A 16,260-nucleotide genomic window follows, 5' to 3' on the forward strand; every position below is an offset into this window, starting at 1 on the left:
TCAGCTGGAAAGTGACCGTTTTCAGGAGGCCGCCGTGAATCACGATCATCCCACTCTCGTCTCGACCCGCCATCCCGTCGGGGGCTCCGACCAACCCAATGTCCAGGGCCTGGAACGCATCGCCTCGCTCGTCACTGGCGCTGTGCTGCTGTGCCATGGCTTGCGCAGCAGCGGACTGGGCGGCTGGCTGCAAGTCCTGCTGGGCGGGCTGGCCCTCGCACGGGGCACGACAGGGCGTTGTCCGGCCAAGCGGGCACTGACCCCAACGCCGCTGGAAAGCGAACTGGCGGAAGAAAACCGCTGGAGCAGCGCGAAAACCCTGTCGCGCAGCATCACCATCGACAAGCCACGCACCGAGCTGTATCGCTTCTGGCGCGACTTCAGCAACCTGGCACGCTTCATGACCTTCATCGAGCGCGTCGAGGTGCTGGCCAGCGATCGCGCCCACTGGGTCGCCCGCCTGCCGATGGGCAAGACCCTGGAATGGACCACCCGCCTCACGGAGGATCGTCCCGACGAGTTGCTCGCCTGGATGTCCGAACCGGACGCGCCGATCCGCAACCTCGGCTGGGTCAGCTTCCGCGACGCGCCCCAGGGCAAGGGAACGGAAATCAAGGCGGTGATCGCCTACGAACCGCCCGCCGGCAAGCTGGGCTATGCCCTGGCACAAACGCTGGAACTGCTACCGACCATGAAGGCCGCCCAGGACCTGCGCCGGCTCAAGCAACTGATGGAAACCGGCGAGATCGCCACCAACAGCACCCGCCCCGCCACCGTGCGCCGACCGGTCGAACCCACCCCGACCGTGTTCCATCACGGCTCCACGGGGGTGCACTGATGCGCGCACTGACCTGGCAAGCCCCCAACCGGCTGAGCGTCGAAACGCTTCCCGACCCGGGCATCGTCAATCCCAAGGACGCCATCCTCAAGGTGATCATGTCCTCGGTCTGCGGTTCCGACCTGCACTTGCTGGATGGCTACGTGCCGACCATGCACCCGGGCGACGTGCTCGGCCACGAATTCCTCGGCGAGGTGGTGGAGACCGGCGCGGCGGTCACCGGCCTGAAGAAGGGCGACCGGGCAATCGCCATTTCCATCATCGGCTGCGGCGAGTGCGGCTATTGCAGCGAGGGCCATTTCAACTGCTGCGATAACTCCAACCCCAACGGCCAGCAGACCGAGCTGGCCTACGGCTACAGCTGCGCCGGCATCTTCGGCTACAGCCACGCCTTCGGTGGCTATGCCGGCAGCCACGCGACCTATGTACGCGTGCCCTATGCCGACGTGAACCTGTTCAAGGTGCCGGACGGGGTGAGCAACGAGCAGGCGGTGTTCGTCTCCGATGCCGCGCCGACCGGCTACTTCGGTGCCGACCGGGCGGATATTCAGCGCGGCGACACCGTGGCCGTGTGGGGCTGCGGCGGCGTCGGCCAGATGGCGATCCGCAGCGCCTACCTGCTGGGCGCCGAACGGGTCATCGCCATCGACCGCTTCGCCGACCGGCTGAGGCTGGCGGAAGAAAAGGCCGGCGCCATCTCCCTGGACTACACCCGCACCGACATACACGAAGCCCTGCTGGAACTGACCGGTGGACGCGGGCCGGATCGCTGCATCGACTGCGTCGGCATGGAAGCCCACGGCACCGGCATCGAGCAGGTCTACGACAAAGCCAAGCAGCAGCTACGCCTGCATACCGAGCGCGGCGCGGCACTGCGCCAGGCGATCCGTGCCTGCCGCAAGAACGGGACGGTATCGGTACTCGGGGTCTACGGCGGCCTGCTGGACAAGTTCCCCATGGGCGCCATCGTCAACAAGGCACTGACCCTGCGCTCCGGCCAGCAGGCGGGGCAGCGCTACGTGCCGCGTCTGTTCGAGCACATCCAGAAAGGCGAGCTGGACCCGTCCTACCTGCTGACCCACCCGATGGATCTGGAGCAGGGCCCGGAAGGCTATCACCTGTTCAAGCAGAAGGCGCAGAACTGCATGCGGGCGGTGTTCCTGCCCTGAACTCGTCTCAGCCGAGCAACGGGCGCAGATCGAGATGCGCAGCCACCGCCACCGGCGTAGCCAGACCGAGACGCGGGACCCGGCCCAGGCAGGGTGCGGGCAGGCGCTCGGCCAGGGTGGAGAGGTTCTCGTCGAGGCGCGAGGTCTGCGGGTCGACGATATTGGCCACCCAGCCGACCAGCCGCAGGCCGTCGCGGGCGATGGCCTCGGCGGTGAGCACGGCGTGGTTGATACAACCCAGACGCACCCCGACCACCAGGATCACCGGCAGGTCGAGGGCAATGGGCAGATCGGACAGGGTGGCCGCTCCCGCCAGCGGCACACGCCAACCACCGGCCCCTTCCACCAGGGTGAAGTCGGCGCCCTTGGCGAGGATGGCGCGTACCGGTTCGACCAGGGCGGACACGTCCAGCTCCACCCCGACTTCGCGGGCCGCCAGGTGCGGTGCGATAGCCGGCGCAAAAGCCAAAGGATTCACCTCTTCGTAGCGCAGCGGCACGCTGCATTCGCCGAGCAGGGCCAGGGCATCGTCGTTGCGCAGGCCGTCGGTCGCCATCGCACATCCGGAGGCCACCGGCTTGGCCGCCGCGGTGGACAGGCCAGCCAGCCGCGCCGCATGCAGCAATCCGGCGGCAATGGTGGTCTTGCCGATTTCCGTGTCGGTGCCGGTAACGAAAAAAGCCAGACTCATTTCTGTAGCACTCCGTAGACCACCTGATAGGTGGCCGGCAGTCCCTCGGGCTGGCGGAAGCGCTCGTAGGCGTCGATCAGGGCGAGGATGCGCGCCCGTCCGGTCAGGCCGCCGGGACGCCCGGGGTTGAGGTTGTGCGCGCCCAAGGCCTTGAGTTCGTGGGTCAGGCTGCGCAGGTCGGGAAAATGCAGCGTTTCCGGCCGCCGCGCCAACCCGAGCAGGCGCAGCCCGCTGTCTTCGGCGAGCTGCCGGTAATCCTCGAAGCGACGGAAGCGGTTCACATGGACGAACCCGTCCACCGCCTGCCAACTGTCGCGCAGCTCCTGCAAGGTGCCGACGCAGAGGCTGCTGAAGGCGAACGCGCCGCCTGGCCGCAGCACCCGGCGTGCTTCGCCGAGCACGGCAGCGAAATCGGCGCACCACTGCACCGCCAGGCTGGAAAAGATCAAGTCCAGCGATGCCTCACGCAACGGCAGGCGTTCGGCATCGCCCGCGACGAAACGCCGGGCTCCGCCCAGCGGGCGTGCATGACGCAGCATGCCCTCGGCGATATCCAGGGCGATGCCCTCCGCCGCGGGGAATCGTTCGGCCAGGGCCCGCGAGAAATGTCCGGTGCCGCTGCCCAGGTCCAGCCAGCGCTCGGGAGCGAAGCCTTCCGGCAGTCGATCCAGCAGCGCGCTCCCCACCGCGCGCTGGAGGGCGGCCACGCTGTCGTAGCTGGCCGCCGCCCGCGAGAAAGACGCAGCCACCTGGCGCTTGTCCGGCAGACCGTCAGTCATCGCCCGCCTCGTGCAGGAAAACCTGGATCGACGCCGCCACTTCGTGGGGCCGCTCCAGAGGGAACGCATGACTGGCACTTTCGATCAGCCCGATCTCGACGTCACCCAGCAGCGCCAGCAGAGCGCTGGCGGACTCGGCTGGAACCAGGGCATCGGCGCTGCCGAACAAGTGCAGTTGCGGCCCCCGGAATGCCTGAAGAGCCGGGCGGGTATCCAGGGTGGCGAGCAGATCGAGCCCCGCCAGCAGAACGTCCGACGAGACGCTCGGCACCTCGAGTACCAGTTGCCGGGCCAGCGCGCGGGCTTCTTCCGCCCCCTGGCTGCACAACAGGCCGAAGCGCTTGAGCGTCGTGCCGGCATCGGTCGCGCAACCGGCGCGGAACGCCGTGAAGGTGTCTTTCGCCATCGCACTCGGCCAGTCGGGCCGGGCGACGAAGCAGGCATTGCTGGCCAGGGACAGCAGACCGCAGCAGCGTTCCCCGCGCCGCGCCGCCAGCTCGGCGGCGAGCATGCCGCCCAGTGACCAGCCACCGAGCCAGCAATCCATTGGCAGACTCGCATCCAGTTCGTCGAGCCAGTCCTGCGGATCGCCGCTATCCAGCAGCGGCAGGGGTTCGATATCCACCTTGAGCCCCGGATCGAGCCCCCGCAGTGCAGCAGCCAGCGGCTCCAGCGGCGCGCAGCCCAGCGCCCAGCCCGGCAACAGGATCAGCCGGTCACGCATCGCACACCTCCGGCCAGCAGGCGGCCAGGGCTTCGAGCAGGCGCTCCAACTGCGCCTCGCTGTGAGCGGCGGACAACGTCACGCGCAGGCGCGCGCTGCCGGCCGGTACGGTGGGTGGGCGGATGGCGCCGACCAGGATGCCGCGCCCCTTGAGCAGCGCGGACAGCTTCATGGCCCGCTCGCTGTCGCCGATCAGGATCGGCTGGATCGGAGTCGGGCTGTCCATCAGGGTCAGGCCGATCGCTTCGGCGCCTTCGCGGAAGCGGGCGATCAAGCGCGCCAGATGCTCACGGCGCCAGCCTTCGCTGCGCAGCAGTTCCAGGCTCTTGAGGGTGGCACAGGCCACCGCCGGCGGCTGGCTGGTGGTGTAGATGTAGGGGCGGGCGAACTGAATCAACGTCTCGATCAGCTCTTCGCTGCCGGCCACGAAGGCCCCGGCGGTGCCGAACGCCTTGCCCAAGGTGCCGACCAGTACCTGCACGTCATCCAGCCCCAGACCGAACTGCTCGACGATGCCGCCGCCATTCGCGCCCAGGGGGCCGAAGCCATGGGCATCGTCCACCATCACCCAGGCGCCCCTGGCTTTCGCCGCGGCGCAGAGGTCCGGCAGGTCGGCCAGGTCGCCATCCATGCTGAACACCCCGTCAGTCACCACCAGGGTACTGCCGGTGGCTTTTTCCAGACGACTGGCAAGGCTCGCAGCATCGTTATGCAGATAGCGCGAGAAGCGCGCCCCGGAGAGCAGGCCAGCGTCCAACAGCGAGGCGTGGTTGAGACGGTCCTCCAGCACCGTATCGCCCTGCCCCACCAGCGCCGTGACGGCGGCGAGATTGGCCATGTAGCCGGTGGAGAACAGCAACGCCCGGGGTCGTCCGGTGAATTCGGCGAGGGCTTCCTCCAGCGCGTGATGCGGGCCGCTGTGGCCGATCACCAGATGCGAAGCGCCGCCGCCGACACCCCATTGCTCGGCGCCGCGCTGCAAGGCGCGAATGACCTCGGGGTGGTTGGCCAACCCCAGGTAATCGTTGGAACAGAAGGCCAGCAGCGGCTGCCCGTCGACCACCACCTCGGGGCCCTGGGGGCTGTCGAGCAGCGGACGCTGGCGATAGAGATGGGCCGCGCGGCGTTCGGCGAGGCGGGATTGCAGATCGAAGCACATAAAGACTCGCAACTCCCTGAAGCGGCAGGGCTGGCAGTAGAGCGCATGCGGTAGGGGCGAATTCATTCGCCCAAGGGAGTCAGGCCCAGGCGAATGAATTCGCCCCTACAGGTTCAGGCGGAAGCGGCGTTGTAGAACAGCTCGCTGTTCTTCTGCTCGGCCAGGGCTTGCTCGATGGCCGCCTGGTGCACTTCGTCGGCGTGTTCTTCGCGCTCTTCCGGCTTGATGCCGAGGCGGGCGAACAGGGCCATGTCCTTGTCCGCCTGGGGGTTGGCGGTGGTCAGCAGCTTCTCGCCGTAGAAAATCGAGTTGGCGCCGGCGAAGAACGCCAGGGCCTGCATCTGCTCGTTCATCTGTTCGCGGCCGGCGGACAGGCGCACGTGGGATTTCGGCATCATGATCCGCGCCACGGCCAGGGTGCGGATGAAATCGAACGGATCGACGTCCTTCTCCTGTTCCAGCGGCGTGCCCTTGACCTTCACCAGCATGTTGATCGGCACCGACTCCGGGTGCTCCGGCAGGTTGGCGAGCTGGATCAGCAGGCCCGCGCGGTCATCCAGCGACTCGCCCATGCCGAGGATGCCGCCGGAGCAGATTTTCATCCCCGCCTCGCGCACATAGGCCAGGGTTTGCAGGCGCTCGCTGTAGGTGCGGGTGGTGATGATGTTGCCGTAGAACTCCGGCGAGGTATCGAGGTTGTGGTTGTAGTAGTCGAGGCCGGCCTCGGCCAGCGCGCGGGTCTGCTCCTGGTCGAGCTTGCCCAGGGTCATGCAGGTTTCCAGGCCCATGGCTTTCACGCCTTTGACCATCTGCAACACGTAGGGCATGTCCTTGGCGGACGGGTGCTTCCAGGCGGCGCCCATGCAGAAGCGGGTGGAGCCGATGGCCTTGGCTTCGGCGGCGGCCTTGAGGACCTTCTCCACCTCCATCAGCTTCTCTTTCTCCAACCCGGTGTTGTAATGGCCGGACTGCGGGCAGTACTTGCAGTCCTCCGGGCAGGCGCCGGTCTTGATCGACAGCAGGGTCGAGACCTGTACGCGGTTCGGGTCGAAGTGGGCGCGGTGCACCGTCTGGGCCTGGAACAGCAGGTCGTTGAAGGGCTGTTCGAACAGGGCCTTGACCTCGGCGAGGGTCCAATCGTGACGCAGTTCGGAAGCGGCGGCGGTGGCGCTCATCGATGATTCCTTATGGGTGGCAAGCGCCTGTACAGTGGCAGGCGCGACACGGATGTCCGGCATATTTAGGGAAGCCCTATGCGCTGTCAACCAGAGAGCAAGCGCCAGGTTTACATCTGGACAAAAAATAAACAATTCTGCCTGTTATGCGACGAGCCGGCCGACGAACATCTGCCGCTCTGCACGGGCTGCGAAGCCGACCTGCCCTGGCTCGGCGCACACTGCAGCCTCTGCGCCCTACCCCTGCACGGGGTCGGGCTGGTCTGCGGCGAATGCCTGAAGCATCCGCCCAGCTTCAACCGGGTCGAAGTGCCTTGGCGCTACGCTTTTCCGGTGGACAGTCTGGTCACCCGCTTCAAGCATCAGGCGAAGTGGCCGTTGGGACGTCTGCTCGCCGGGCTCCTGTCACATCATCTGCAACACGCCTTCGCGGAGGGCCTGCCGCGACCGGCTGCCCTGCTGCCGGTTCCGCTGGCCAGCAAGCGCCTGCGCCGGCGCGGCTTCAACCAGGCGGCGATGCTCGCCCGCTGGCTCGGCCGCAGCCTGGAACTACCGGTGGACGAACGCACCTTACTGCGCCCACATGACACGCCGGCACAACAGGAGCTGGATGCCGCGGCCCGTCGACGCAATCTGCGCAAGGCGTTTGCCCTGGCACCCGATGCCGACATCGCGGGGCGCCATCTGGCGTTGGTCGACGATGTGCTGACCACCGGCGCCACCGCCGAAGCCCTGGCGCGCCTGCTGAAGAAGGCCGGCGCGGCGCGAGTGGATGTCTATTGCCTGGCGCGTACGCCTCGGCCGGGAGACACCTGAGACTGCGGCGTTTCGCCCCGCTGCGCTGGCTTGACTTCGCAGTCGGCCTCTCGCAGCATCAGCCGCTATATACAAAACCATATAGCGATTTCGATGAGCACGCTGTCCTCTCTCGCCCAACACGTCGTACGCCGTCCGCAGCGCATCGCCCTGTTGCAGCAGATCGCCGAGCAAGGCTCGATCACCCGCGCCGCCAAGGCCGCGGGGCTGAGCTACAAGGCGGCCTGGGACGCCATCGACGAGTTGAACAACCTGGCCGGCACGCCGCTGGTGGAGCGCAGCGTCGGCGGCCGTGGCGGCGGCGGCGCGCGGCTGTCCGCCGATGGGCTGCGCTTGCTGGCGCTCTATCAGCGCTTGGAGAGCCTCCAGGCGCAGGTGCTGCAAGCCGCCGAGGACAGCGCCGACCTCGACCTGCTCGGCCGCCTGATGCTGCGCACCAGCGCCCGCAACCAGTTGCACGGCCGCGTCGTGGCGATCGAGCCGCACGGCCGTCATGACCGCATCGAGATCGCCCTGAGCGGTGCCCTGCACATCGCCGCGCTGATCACCCGCGACAGCACGGAACGCCTGGAACTGGCCGTCGGCAGCAGCGTATTCGCACTGATCAAGGCCGGTTGGCTGCACGTGCTGGCCCCCGATGAGACCGGCGAGACCGACCACAACCGCCTCCTCGGCCACATCGACGCCATCCTGCCGGCCGACGAAGGTCCCAGCGAAGTCCGGATCGCCCTGCCCAGCGGCCAGACGCTCTGTGCCCTGGCAGACCCGGATCGCCTGCACCACCGCCATCTCGTCGAGGGCTCACCCGTGCAAGTGCAGTTCTCTCCCGAGCAGGCCTTGCTCGGCACCCCACTCTGACTAGGAATCCCTCATGCATCTGCGCATTCCCGCCTTCGCCCTGCTGAGCCTGCTGACCCTGCCTGCCGCCCAGGCTGCCGAGCAGATTCGCATTGCCGTCGCGGCCAACCTGCTGCCAGTGATGGAGCAGATCGCCCACCGCTACCAGCAGGAGACCGGCGTCGCCGTGCAGCTCGCCGGAGGCTCTTCCGGCGCCTTCTTCGAGCAGATTCGCCGGGGCGCGCCGTTCGACCTGTTCTATTCGGCCGATGCCGAACGCCCCGAGCAGCTCGCCGCCAGCGGCAAGGGTGAAGCCGCCAGGCCCTATGCCTGTGGCCGTCTGGCCTTGTGGACGCCCGCCAGCACACCGGCTCTCGACGCACTCCCGGCCGGCAAGATCGCCATCGCCCAGCCCAACACCGCGCCCTACGGCAAAGCCGCCCTACAAGCGCTGGAACGCAGCGGCCAACTGGCCAAGGTGCAACCGCGCCTGGTCTACGCCCAGGATATCGGCCAGGCCTACCAGTTCGTCTCCAGCGCCAATGCCGGCGCCGGTTTCGTCGCCCTCAGCCAACTCACGGCCGGCAAGGTACCCGCCAACCAGTACTGGCAGGTGAATGCCGCGCTGTACGACCCGCTGGTGCAGAAGCGCGTAATTCTCGCCAGGACGGAGCGCCGCGCCGTCGCCGAACGCTTCGCCGCCTATTTCGACGCACAGCGCGACACCCTCGCCACCGCCGGCTACGCCCTGCCTGGAGATGCCGGCTGTGCTGCTGACTGACGGAGACTGGCAGGCGCTGTGGATCACCCTGCGCCTGGCGGGGCTGTCCACCTTGTTGCTGATGCTGATCGGCCTGCCGCTGGCCGCCTGGCGGGTGCGTCGGCAGACGCGCCTGCGTCAGGTACTCGACGCAGTGTTGGCGCTGCCCCTGGTGCTGCCGCCGACCGTCCTCGGCTTCTACCTGCTGGTGGTCTTCGCCCCGGACACGCCGCTCGGCTCCGCCTGGACCCGCCTGACCGGGCACCAACTGGCATTCAGCTTCTCGGGGTTGGTGCTGGGCTCGGTGATCTACTCACTGCCCTTCGTTGTGCAACCGCTGACCGTGGCCTTCCGCGAAATCCCCCGCAGCCTGCTGGAAGCCGCCGCCAGCCTCGGCGCCAGCCGCTGGGAGCGCCTGCTACGGGTGATCCTGCCGCTGCTGCGCCGCGGGCTGCTGGTGGCTGCGACCCTGGGCTTCGCCCATACCCTCGGCGAGTTCGGCGTGGTGCTGATGCTCGGCGGGAGTATTCCCGGCGAGACCCAGGTGGTCTCGATCGCCCTGTTCCAGCATGTCGAAGCACTGCGCTACACCGAGGCCCACCGGCTGGCCGCCGCGCTGCTGGGGCTGTCGTTCCTGCTGCTGCTGTTGGTCTACGGCCTCGGCGACCCCCGCCGCAGCACGCCGATGCGCACCTGAACGGGCCCAGGGCGCTACACTGTGCGCCCTACCGCCCGGAGCCGTTCATGAGCCACCCCTTCGATACCCTTACGCCCGATCTGGTACTGGATGCCGTGGAAAGCCTTGGCTACCTCAGCGACGCCCGCATCCTGGCGCTGAACAGCTACGAGAACCGCGTCTACCAAGTCGGCATCGAGGGCGAGCAGCCGCTGATCGCCAAGTTCTACAGGCCGGCGCGCTGGAGCGATGCGGCCATTCTCGAAGAGCATCACTTCACCCACGAACTGGCGGAATGCGAAGTGCCGGTGGTGGCACCGATCCGGCGCGACGGTCAGACCCTATTCGAGCACGCCGGCTTCCGCTTCGCCCTGTTTCCACGCCGCGGTGGCCGCGCGCCGGAGCCGGGCAATCTCGATCAGCTGTACCGCCTCGGCCAATTGCTCGGCCGTCTGCACGCGGTGGCGGCGATCCGTCCGTTCGAACACCGTGAAACCTTGGGCGTGGATAACTTCGGCCATGCCTCGCTGACGACACTGCTGGAAGGCGGTTTCGTTCCTCGCAGCCTCTTGCCGGCCTACGAATCGGTGGCGCGCGACCTGCTCAAGCGTCTGGACGAACTCTCCCAGCGCGTGCGCTACACGCCGACCCGCCTGCATGGCGATTGTCATCCGGGCAATCTGCTGTGCCGCGACGACACCTTCCACATCGTCGACCTCGACGACTGCCGCATGGGGCCGGCGGTGCAAGACCTCTGGATGATGCTCGCCGGCGAACGCCAGGAGCGCCTCGGCCAGCTCGCCGAGCTGATCGACGGCTACCAGGAATTCCACGATTTCGACCCCCGCGAACTACCGCTGATCGAGGGCCTGCGCGCCCTGCGCCTGATGCACTACAGCGCCTGGCTGGCCCGCCGCTGGGACGACCCGGCGTTCCCCATGAGCTTTCCCTGGTTCGGCAGCGAGCGTTACTGGGGCGACCAGATTCTGATGCTGCGGGAGCAGTTGGCGGCGCTGGATGAGGAGCCGCTACGGCTGTTTTGAAACTTCCTGCCGCAAACAACTGGCCCGACGGGCACTGGATCGAATCGACCGGCGCCATGCGTCTTGCCCTCGCCGTGGAGACGACTGATCGAGGCTGGCGCTGGAGGCCGCTTAAAGCCTGGCTGCACGGTATGCGTATTCCACTGTGGCTGCTTCCCCGCACTACGGCCTACAAGCGTATCGAGAATGACCGCTACCACTTTTACGTTGGTTTTTCCCTCCCCTTGCTGGGCACCTTGCTCAGCTACAGCGGCAATCTGTCCGCCGACTGATTGCACCCTCACTACGGAACCGTAAAAGCTACCTTACGGTTTTTCGCGCCTCGACTACCGACAGAAAAGCTGAACATCCAGACAAGTCGCGCCGGCCGCGTCTAGAATGGCAGGCTTCGATCCGAACCCACCCGAGGCTATCCCGGGCCGGCCTTTTTCCGGCCTGGATGCGCCCGTAGTGCGGTTTCCACAGCCTGACCAAGGAATCCCATGGCCACCGCCAATCTCCGCCGCGGCTACGCACTCGGTTTGAGCGCCTATGTCATCTGGGGCCTGTTCCCCCTCTACTTCAAAGCCATCCAGGAAGTACCGGCCCTGGAGATCGTCGTGCACCGCGTGCTCTGGTCAGCCCTGTTCGGAGCGATCCTGCTGTTCTTCTGGAAGCATCCCGGCTGGTGGGGCGAATTGCGCGACAACCCGAAACGGCTCGCCGTGCTGGCCGCCAGCGGCGCGCTGATCGCGGTGAACTGGCTGACCTACGTCTGGGCGGTGAACAATGGGCGCATGCTGGAGGCCAGCCTGGGTTACTACATCAACCCGCTGGTGAACGTGCTGCTCGGCATGCTGTTGCTCGGCGAGCGCCTGCGCCGCCTGCAATGGGTCGCCGTGGGCCTGGCCGCGCTAGGCGTGGCGCAGCAGGTCTGGCAGGTCGGCAGCCTGCCGTGGGTGTCTCTGGTGCTGGCGCTAAGCTTCGGTTTCTACGGGCTGATCCGCAAGCAGGCACCGGTGGCCGCCCTCCCCGGCCTGGTGGTGGAGACCTGGATGCTGCTGCCGGCGGCGCTGATCTGGCTAGCGGTCACGCCTCAAGCGGGCAACGGCAGCTGGACCCTGCCGGAAATCTTCTGGCTGGTCGCCGCCGGCCCGATCACCCTGGTTCCGCTGATCTGCTTCAACGCCGCCGCCCGCCACCTGCCCTACACCACCCTGGGCTTTCTCCAGTACCTGGCCCCGACCCTGGTGCTGCTACAGGCAATCCTACTGTTCGGCGAGCCGCTGGAGCCGGCCAAGCTGCTGGCCTTCGTCTGCATCTGGGCCGGTCTGGCGGTGTATAGCGTGGATGCGTGGCTGATGCTGCGGAACCGCTAGGCCCATCGATCAAAATCTGATCGAATCGCTGCGGGCCGCCCCACGCGCGGGGCGCAGCGGACGCTCCCAGGCTTATCCACAGAAGCATCCCCATGTACTGTGAGCAACCTTCAGAAAGTGCCGATTTTTCAAACGATTAGCTGAAAGTCCCGCTGCGTGTGGCCACGCGCCGGGGCTCCCCAGGTTATCCACAGCTTTGTGCCCAACGAGCGGGGATAAGCTCAAGGGTCCGTACGCAGGTTCAGCTCCACCATCAGATCGTCGGCCAGGGTTTCCAGACGCTCCTGCAACACATCGAGCGAGAGATTGAGCGGCACCGCCAGCAACGCCTCGGCGTGGAACAGCGGCTCGCTGCTCATCGGCGCCGGTGCCACTTCGGTGACCAGACTTTCCAGATTGACGCCGTGCTCGGCGAGCAGGCGGGTGATGTCACGGACGATGCCGGGCCGGTCGTTGCCAACCAGGTCGAGGCGGATCGGCTTCCAGTTGCAGGCCGGCTCAAGCCCGCTCTGTGCCAGCAGCACGCGAATACCGTGCAGGCTCAGGGCCTGCAACGCGTCCACCAACTCGTCATGGGATTCCGCCGGCACCGCCACCCGCAGGATGCCGGCAAACTGCCCGGCCATGCGCGACATGCGGCTCTCCAGCCAATTGCCGCCATGTTCGGCGATGCACTTGGCGACCCGCTCGACCAGCCCCGGCTGGTCCTGGGCAATCACCGTGAGTACCAGATGATCCATGCTCGTTTCCTCGTCGTGAAAACCGATACCGTCAGCCGCGCTCGAGGCTCAGCCAGTAGGTGTAGAAGGTGTCGTCGCGCACATAGCCCAGGCGCTCGTATAGCGCCTGCCCCGCCCGATTGGTCTTCGCCGTCTCCAGTTGCAGGCCGCAGGCGCCGCTGGCTTCCGCATGCACCCGGGCGGCGTTCATCAGCGCCTTGCCGATGCCCTGGCGGCGCGCCCCGATAGCCACATAAAGATCGCTCAACAACCAGGCCGGTGCCAGCGCCAGCGATGCCTGCAGCGGATACAACTGAACGAACCCACACAACCGCCCGTTCGCCTCGCAAGCCACCAGCACCTGCGAATCGCCGCGCTCGAGCCTGTCGTACAGGAAAGCGGCGATGGCCGGGACCGGCTTGGCCACCCGGTAGAAATCCAGGTAGCCGGCGAACAGCTCGGTCAGTTCCGGCAAGTCGGCCGGGGTGGCGGGTCTTACCTGCATGTTCGAACTCCGCAAGGGTTGGCGGGGAGTATAGGTTGCCCTGTCGCCTGCGCTCGGTGGAGCGACACAGGGACATCCGACAGGTATATGCAAATTCTCGTGTACGAAATATTTCAATCCATGAAACAATATCTCGAAATTTTGAGCACAAAAAATCATTCCGTGACCACATCTCGTATTTTGGTCGCAGAGCGACGCGTGCCCACTGATTTTCCCGGAATCTTGATGTAGTATGCCGCGCCTTGGACTACAAGACGGGAAACCGTGTCCGGACCGGCATTAAGTAAAGCTGAACAGAGTGAGGCAAGTGATGACTGAACGCGTTCAAGTCGGTGGCCTGCAGGTCGCCAAAGTCCTGTTCGACTTCGTTAACGACGAAGCCATTCCCGGTACCGGCCTTTCCGCCGACGCCTTCTGGGCCGGTGCCGAAGCGGTCATCAACGACCTCGCACCGAAGAACCGCAGCCTGCTGGCCAAGCGCGACGAACTCCAGGCCCGCATCGACGGCTGGCACCAGGCCCGCGCCGGCCAACCCCATGACGCCGCGGCCTACAAAGCCTTCCTGCAGGAAATCGGCTACCTGCTGCCGGAACCGGCCGACTTCCAGGCCAGCACCGCCAACGTCGACGAAGAGATCGCCCGCATGGCCGGCCCGCAGCTGGTCGTACCGGTGATGAACGCGCGCTTCGCCCTCAACGCCTCCAACGCCCGCTGGGGCTCGCTGTACGATGCCCTCTACGGCACCGACGTGATCAGCGAAGCCGACGGCGCCACCAAGGGCCCGGGCTACAACGAAATCCGTGGCGCCAAGGTGATCGCCTTCGCCCGTGCCTTCCTCGATGAAGCCGCGCCGCTGGAAAACGGCTCCCACGTGGACTCCACCGCCTACACCATCCAGAACGGCACCCTGGTGGTCAGCCTGAAAGACGGCAGCCAGACCGGTCTGAAGAACGCCGCCCAGTTCATCGCCTTCCAGGGCGACGCCACAGCCCCGGCGGCCCTGCTGCTGAAGCACAACGGCCTGCACTTCGAAATCCAGATCGACCCGACCAGCCCGATCGGCCGTACCGACGCCGCTGGCGTGAAGGACGTGCTGATGGAGGCCGCCCTCACCACCATCATGGACTGCGAAGACTCGGTCGCCGCCGTCGATGCCGACGACAAGGTCGTGGTCTACCGCAACTGGCTGGGCCTGATGAAAGGCGATCTCGCCGAGGTCGTGTCCAAGGGCGGCAGCACCTTCACCCGCACCATGAACCCGGACCGCGTCTACACCAAGGCGGACGGCAGCGAACTGACCCTGCACGGCCGCTCCCTGCTGTTCGTGCGTAACGTCGGCCACCTGATGACCATCGACGCCATCGTCGACAGCCAGGGCTTCGACGTGCCGGAAGGCATCATGGACGGCCTGGTCACCAGCCTGATCGCCCTGCACAACCTGAACGGCAACACCACCCGCAAGAACAGCCGCACCGGCTCGGTGTACATCGTCAAGCCGAAGATGCACGGCCCGGAAGAAGTCGCCTTCACCAGCGAGCTGTTCAGCCGCGTCGAAGACGTGCTCGGCCTGCCGCGCAACACCCTGAAGGTCGGCATCATGGATGAGGAGCGCCGCACCACGGTCAACCTCAAGGCCTGCATCAAGGCCGCCGCCGAGCGCGTGGTGTTCATCAACACCGGTTTCCTCGACCGCACCGGCGATGAAATCCACACCTCCATGGAAGCCGGCGCCATGGTGCGCAAGGCCGCGATGAAGAGCGAGAAGTGGATCGCCGCCTACGAGAACAACAACGTCGACATCGGCCTGGCCACCGGCCTGCAGGGCCGCGCCCAGATCGGCAAGGGCATGTGGGCCATGCCTGACCTGATGGCGGCGATGGTGGAGCAGAAGATCGTCCACCCGATGAGCGGCGCCAACACCGCCTGGGTACCGTCGCCGACCGCCGCCACCCTGCACGCACTGCACTACCACAAGGTCGACGTGTTCGCCCGCCAGGCCGAACTGGCCAAGCGCGAGCCGGCCTCCGTGGACGACATCCTGACCATTCCGCTGGCCAAGGACACCAACTGGTCCGCCGAGGAAATCCGCAACGAGCTGGACAACAACGCCCAGGGCATCCTCGGCTATGTGGTGCGCTGGATCGACCAGGGCGTCGGCTGCTCCAAGGTGCCGGACATCAACGACATCGGCCTGATGGAAGACCGCGCCACCCTGCGCATCTCCAGCCAGCTGCTGGCCAACTGGCTGCGCCACGGCATCGTTACCCGCGAGCAGATCGTCGAAAGCCTCCAGCGCATGGCCCCGGTAGTGGACCGCCAGAACGCCAACGACCCGCTGTACCGCCCGATGGCACCGGACTTCGACAACAACATCGCCTTCCAGGCCGCCCTGGAACTGGTGGTCGAAGGCACCCGGCAGCCAAACGGCTACACCGAACCGGTCCTGCACCGCCGCCGCCGCGAGTTCAAGGCAAAGAACGGTCTCTGATCGCTCGCTGCCTCGCAAAGAAAAACGCCCCGGCTTGCCGGGGCGTTTTTTATCGATGCTCGCAATTCAAACAGCTTCGAGCCGCTCGACCACATCGGTATAACCGCTCAAGGCGCTACCGAACGTACGACTTCAATCCCCCGGCAACCGTTTGAACGCCGCCGCATACAACCCCGCCGCATCGCCCAGCAATAGACGAAACGCTGCGAACACCTCGCCGTTGTCCAACTGCGGCTCGTTGCAATAGAGCACCAACGCCAACTGCTGCGCCGCGTTCAAACGCTCCTGTCCGGCTTCGAACAGCTCGTCCGGGCTGAGGCGGGTATTGGTGTAGAGAACGGGGCGCGTTGTAGTGCTCAGGGAAGGAAGCGGACGGAAGTCAGACATGCCGCACCTCCGCCGTGAAGAAGCAGCCTATTGAACAGATTTCGGAAAAGCTCGGTAAGCGCATGGAAAGTTCCTCGAACGATTAAGGAACCACATCCACCGTTGCGACACGGATGGAGGTGGACCGCACGGGGGT

Annotated in this window: 18 protein-coding genes; 10 read left to right on the top strand and 8 right to left on the bottom strand. The window is 66.3% G+C overall.

All coding sequences use genetic code 11. From position 1 onward, the window contains the following. The first annotated feature begins 34 nt into the window (after positions 1-34). Complete coding sequence (locus BZL41_RS17230) at positions 35-838, top strand: SRPBCC family protein (protein WP_095600445.1); 804 nt, start codon at positions 35-37, stop codon at positions 836-838. Then, on the top strand, positions 838-2,007 hold the full coding sequence (locus tag BZL41_RS17235; RefSeq protein WP_095600446.1) for a zinc-dependent alcohol dehydrogenase: 1,170 nt from the start codon (positions 838-840) through the stop codon (positions 2,005-2,007). The genes BZL41_RS17230 and BZL41_RS17235 overlap by 1 nt, the downstream gene beginning before the upstream one ends. A gap of 7 nt (positions 2,008-2,014) precedes the next feature. Here BZL41_RS17235 and bioD read toward each other — a convergent pair whose 3' ends face one another. The 5 genes from bioD to bioB all read right to left on the bottom strand — a co-directional run bounded on the left by bioD (position 2,015) and on the right by bioB (position 6,535). Further along, on the bottom strand, positions 2,015-2,698 hold the full coding sequence (gene bioD / locus BZL41_RS17240) for a dethiobiotin synthase (protein WP_095600447.1): 684 nt from the start codon (positions 2,696-2,698) through the stop codon (positions 2,015-2,017). After that, complete coding sequence (gene bioC, locus BZL41_RS17245) at positions 2,695-3,477, bottom strand: malonyl-ACP O-methyltransferase BioC (RefSeq protein ID WP_095600448.1); 783 nt, start codon at positions 3,475-3,477, stop codon at positions 2,695-2,697. Before bioC ends, bioD begins: the two co-directional genes overlap by 4 nt. Further along, on the bottom strand, positions 3,470-4,201 hold the full coding sequence (locus tag BZL41_RS17250; RefSeq protein WP_095600449.1) for an alpha/beta fold hydrolase: 732 nt from the start codon (positions 4,199-4,201) through the stop codon (positions 3,470-3,472). Before BZL41_RS17250 ends, bioC begins: the two co-directional genes overlap by 8 nt. Next, the gene (bioF, locus tag BZL41_RS17255; protein WP_095600450.1) at positions 4,194-5,360 is read right to left on the bottom strand and encodes an 8-amino-7-oxononanoate synthase; all 1,167 of its coding nucleotides are present in this window, start codon (positions 5,358-5,360) and stop codon (positions 4,194-4,196) included. The genes BZL41_RS17250 and bioF overlap by 8 nt, the downstream gene beginning before the upstream one ends. A 113-nt stretch (positions 5,361-5,473) precedes the next feature. After that, positions 5,474-6,535, bottom strand: a complete 1,062-nt coding sequence (bioB, locus tag BZL41_RS17260; protein ID WP_095600451.1) for a biotin synthase BioB — start codon at positions 6,533-6,535, stop codon at positions 5,474-5,476. A 78-nt stretch (positions 6,536-6,613) separates the two neighbouring features. Here bioB and BZL41_RS17265 point away from each other — a divergent pair, with 78 nt between their 5' ends. The 7 genes from BZL41_RS17265 (at position 6,614) to rarD (ending at position 12,025) form a co-directional block, all read left to right on the top strand. Further along, the gene (locus BZL41_RS17265) at positions 6,614-7,351 is read left to right on the top strand and encodes a ComF family protein (RefSeq protein ID WP_095600452.1); all 738 of its coding nucleotides are present in this window, start codon (positions 6,614-6,616) and stop codon (positions 7,349-7,351) included. A gap of 93 nt (positions 7,352-7,444) precedes the next feature. Further along, positions 7,445-8,209 carry a TOBE domain-containing protein gene (locus BZL41_RS17270; RefSeq protein ID WP_095600453.1) on the top strand — a complete coding sequence of 255 codons (765 nt, stop codon included), beginning with the start codon at positions 7,445-7,447 and terminating at the stop codon, positions 8,207-8,209. A gap of 13 nt (positions 8,210-8,222) precedes the next feature. After that, positions 8,223-8,969, top strand: coding sequence for a molybdate ABC transporter substrate-binding protein (gene modA, locus BZL41_RS17275; RefSeq protein ID WP_095600463.1), 747 nt, complete (start codon positions 8,223-8,225; stop codon positions 8,967-8,969). Beyond that, positions 8,947-9,645 carry a molybdate ABC transporter permease subunit gene (gene modB / locus BZL41_RS17280; RefSeq protein ID WP_218224557.1) on the top strand — a complete coding sequence of 233 codons (699 nt, stop codon included), beginning with the start codon at positions 8,947-8,949 and terminating at the stop codon, positions 9,643-9,645. The genes modA and modB overlap by 23 nt, the downstream gene beginning before the upstream one ends. A 47-nt stretch (positions 9,646-9,692) precedes the next feature. Next, a complete protein-coding gene (locus BZL41_RS17285; protein ID WP_095600454.1) occupies positions 9,693-10,667 on the top strand; it encodes a serine/threonine protein kinase in 975 nt (324 codons plus the stop codon). Further along, positions 10,664-10,939, top strand: coding sequence for a DUF4166 domain-containing protein (locus tag BZL41_RS17290; RefSeq protein WP_095600455.1), 276 nt, complete (start codon positions 10,664-10,666; stop codon positions 10,937-10,939). The genes BZL41_RS17285 and BZL41_RS17290 overlap by 4 nt, the downstream gene beginning before the upstream one ends. A gap of 210 nt (positions 10,940-11,149) precedes the next feature. Further along, positions 11,150-12,025: an EamA family transporter RarD gene (rarD, locus tag BZL41_RS17295; RefSeq protein ID WP_095600456.1), complete on the top strand. Its 876-nt coding sequence runs from the start codon at positions 11,150-11,152 to the stop codon at positions 12,023-12,025. Positions 12,026-12,246: 221 nt separating this feature from the next. Here rarD and BZL41_RS17300 read toward each other — a convergent pair whose 3' ends face one another. Together BZL41_RS17300 and BZL41_RS17305 are read right to left on the bottom strand one after the other, a co-directional pair. Next, on the bottom strand, positions 12,247-12,765 hold the full coding sequence (locus BZL41_RS17300) for a glycine cleavage system protein R (RefSeq protein ID WP_095600457.1): 519 nt from the start codon (positions 12,763-12,765) through the stop codon (positions 12,247-12,249). A 31-nt stretch (positions 12,766-12,796) separates the two neighbouring features. Next, positions 12,797-13,249 carry a GNAT family N-acetyltransferase gene (locus BZL41_RS17305; protein WP_095600458.1) on the bottom strand — a complete coding sequence of 151 codons (453 nt, stop codon included), beginning with the start codon at positions 13,247-13,249 and terminating at the stop codon, positions 12,797-12,799. Positions 13,250-13,559: 310 nt separating this feature from the next. Here BZL41_RS17305 and BZL41_RS17310 point away from each other — a divergent pair, with 310 nt between their 5' ends. After that, positions 13,560-15,737 (top strand): malate synthase G, encoded by a 2,178-nt coding sequence (locus BZL41_RS17310; RefSeq protein WP_095600459.1) that lies wholly within the window; start codon positions 13,560-13,562, stop codon positions 15,735-15,737. A gap of 132 nt (positions 15,738-15,869) precedes the next feature. Here the strand turns inward: BZL41_RS17310 and BZL41_RS17315 are convergent, their stop codons facing one another. Further along, the gene (locus BZL41_RS17315; protein WP_095600460.1) at positions 15,870-16,124 is read right to left on the bottom strand and encodes a hypothetical protein; all 255 of its coding nucleotides are present in this window, start codon (positions 16,122-16,124) and stop codon (positions 15,870-15,872) included. Positions 16,125-16,260: the final 136 nt, after the last annotated feature.

The sequence above is a fragment of the Pseudomonas sp. PIC25 genome (genome assembly GCF_002286785.1).
Classification (GTDB): domain Bacteria; phylum Pseudomonadota; class Gammaproteobacteria; order Pseudomonadales; family Pseudomonadaceae; genus Pseudomonas_M.

Bases quoted from the DNA above. Each gene is read 5' to 3' on its own strand.
- BZL41_RS17235 (WP_095600446.1), top strand. From the start codon at position 838: ATGCGCGCACTGACCTGGCAAGCCCCCAACCGGCTGAGCGTCGAAACG.
- bioD (WP_095600447.1), bottom strand. From the start codon at position 2,698: ATGAGTCTGGCTTTTTTCGTTACCGGCACCGACACGGAAATCGGCAAG.
- bioC (WP_095600448.1), bottom strand. From the start codon at position 3,477: ATGACTGACGGTCTGCCGGACAAGCGCCAGGTGGCTGCGTCTTTCTCG.
- BZL41_RS17250 (WP_095600449.1), bottom strand. From the start codon at position 4,201: ATGCGTGACCGGCTGATCCTGTTGCCGGGCTGGGCGCTGGGCTGCGCG.
- bioF (WP_095600450.1), bottom strand. From the start codon at position 5,360: ATGTGCTTCGATCTGCAATCCCGCCTCGCCGAACGCCGCGCGGCCCAT.
- bioB (WP_095600451.1), bottom strand. From the start codon at position 6,535: ATGAGCGCCACCGCCGCCGCTTCCGAACTGCGTCACGATTGGACCCTC.
- BZL41_RS17265 (WP_095600452.1), top strand. From the start codon at position 6,614: ATGCGCTGTCAACCAGAGAGCAAGCGCCAGGTTTACATCTGGACAAAA.
- BZL41_RS17270 (WP_095600453.1), top strand. From the start codon at position 7,445: ATGAGCACGCTGTCCTCTCTCGCCCAACACGTCGTACGCCGTCCGCAG.
- modA (WP_095600463.1), top strand. From the start codon at position 8,223: ATGCATCTGCGCATTCCCGCCTTCGCCCTGCTGAGCCTGCTGACCCTG.
- modB (WP_218224557.1), top strand. From the start codon at position 8,947: ATGCCGGCTGTGCTGCTGACTGACGGAGACTGGCAGGCGCTGTGGATC.
- BZL41_RS17285 (WP_095600454.1), top strand. From the start codon at position 9,693: ATGAGCCACCCCTTCGATACCCTTACGCCCGATCTGGTACTGGATGCC.
- rarD (WP_095600456.1), top strand. From the start codon at position 11,150: ATGGCCACCGCCAATCTCCGCCGCGGCTACGCACTCGGTTTGAGCGCC.
- BZL41_RS17300 (WP_095600457.1), bottom strand. From the start codon at position 12,765: ATGGATCATCTGGTACTCACGGTGATTGCCCAGGACCAGCCGGGGCTG.
- BZL41_RS17305 (WP_095600458.1), bottom strand. From the start codon at position 13,249: ATGCAGGTAAGACCCGCCACCCCGGCCGACTTGCCGGAACTGACCGAG.
- BZL41_RS17310 (WP_095600459.1), top strand. From the start codon at position 13,560: ATGACTGAACGCGTTCAAGTCGGTGGCCTGCAGGTCGCCAAAGTCCTG.
- BZL41_RS17315 (WP_095600460.1), bottom strand. From the start codon at position 16,124: ATGTCTGACTTCCGTCCGCTTCCTTCCCTGAGCACTACAACGCGCCCC.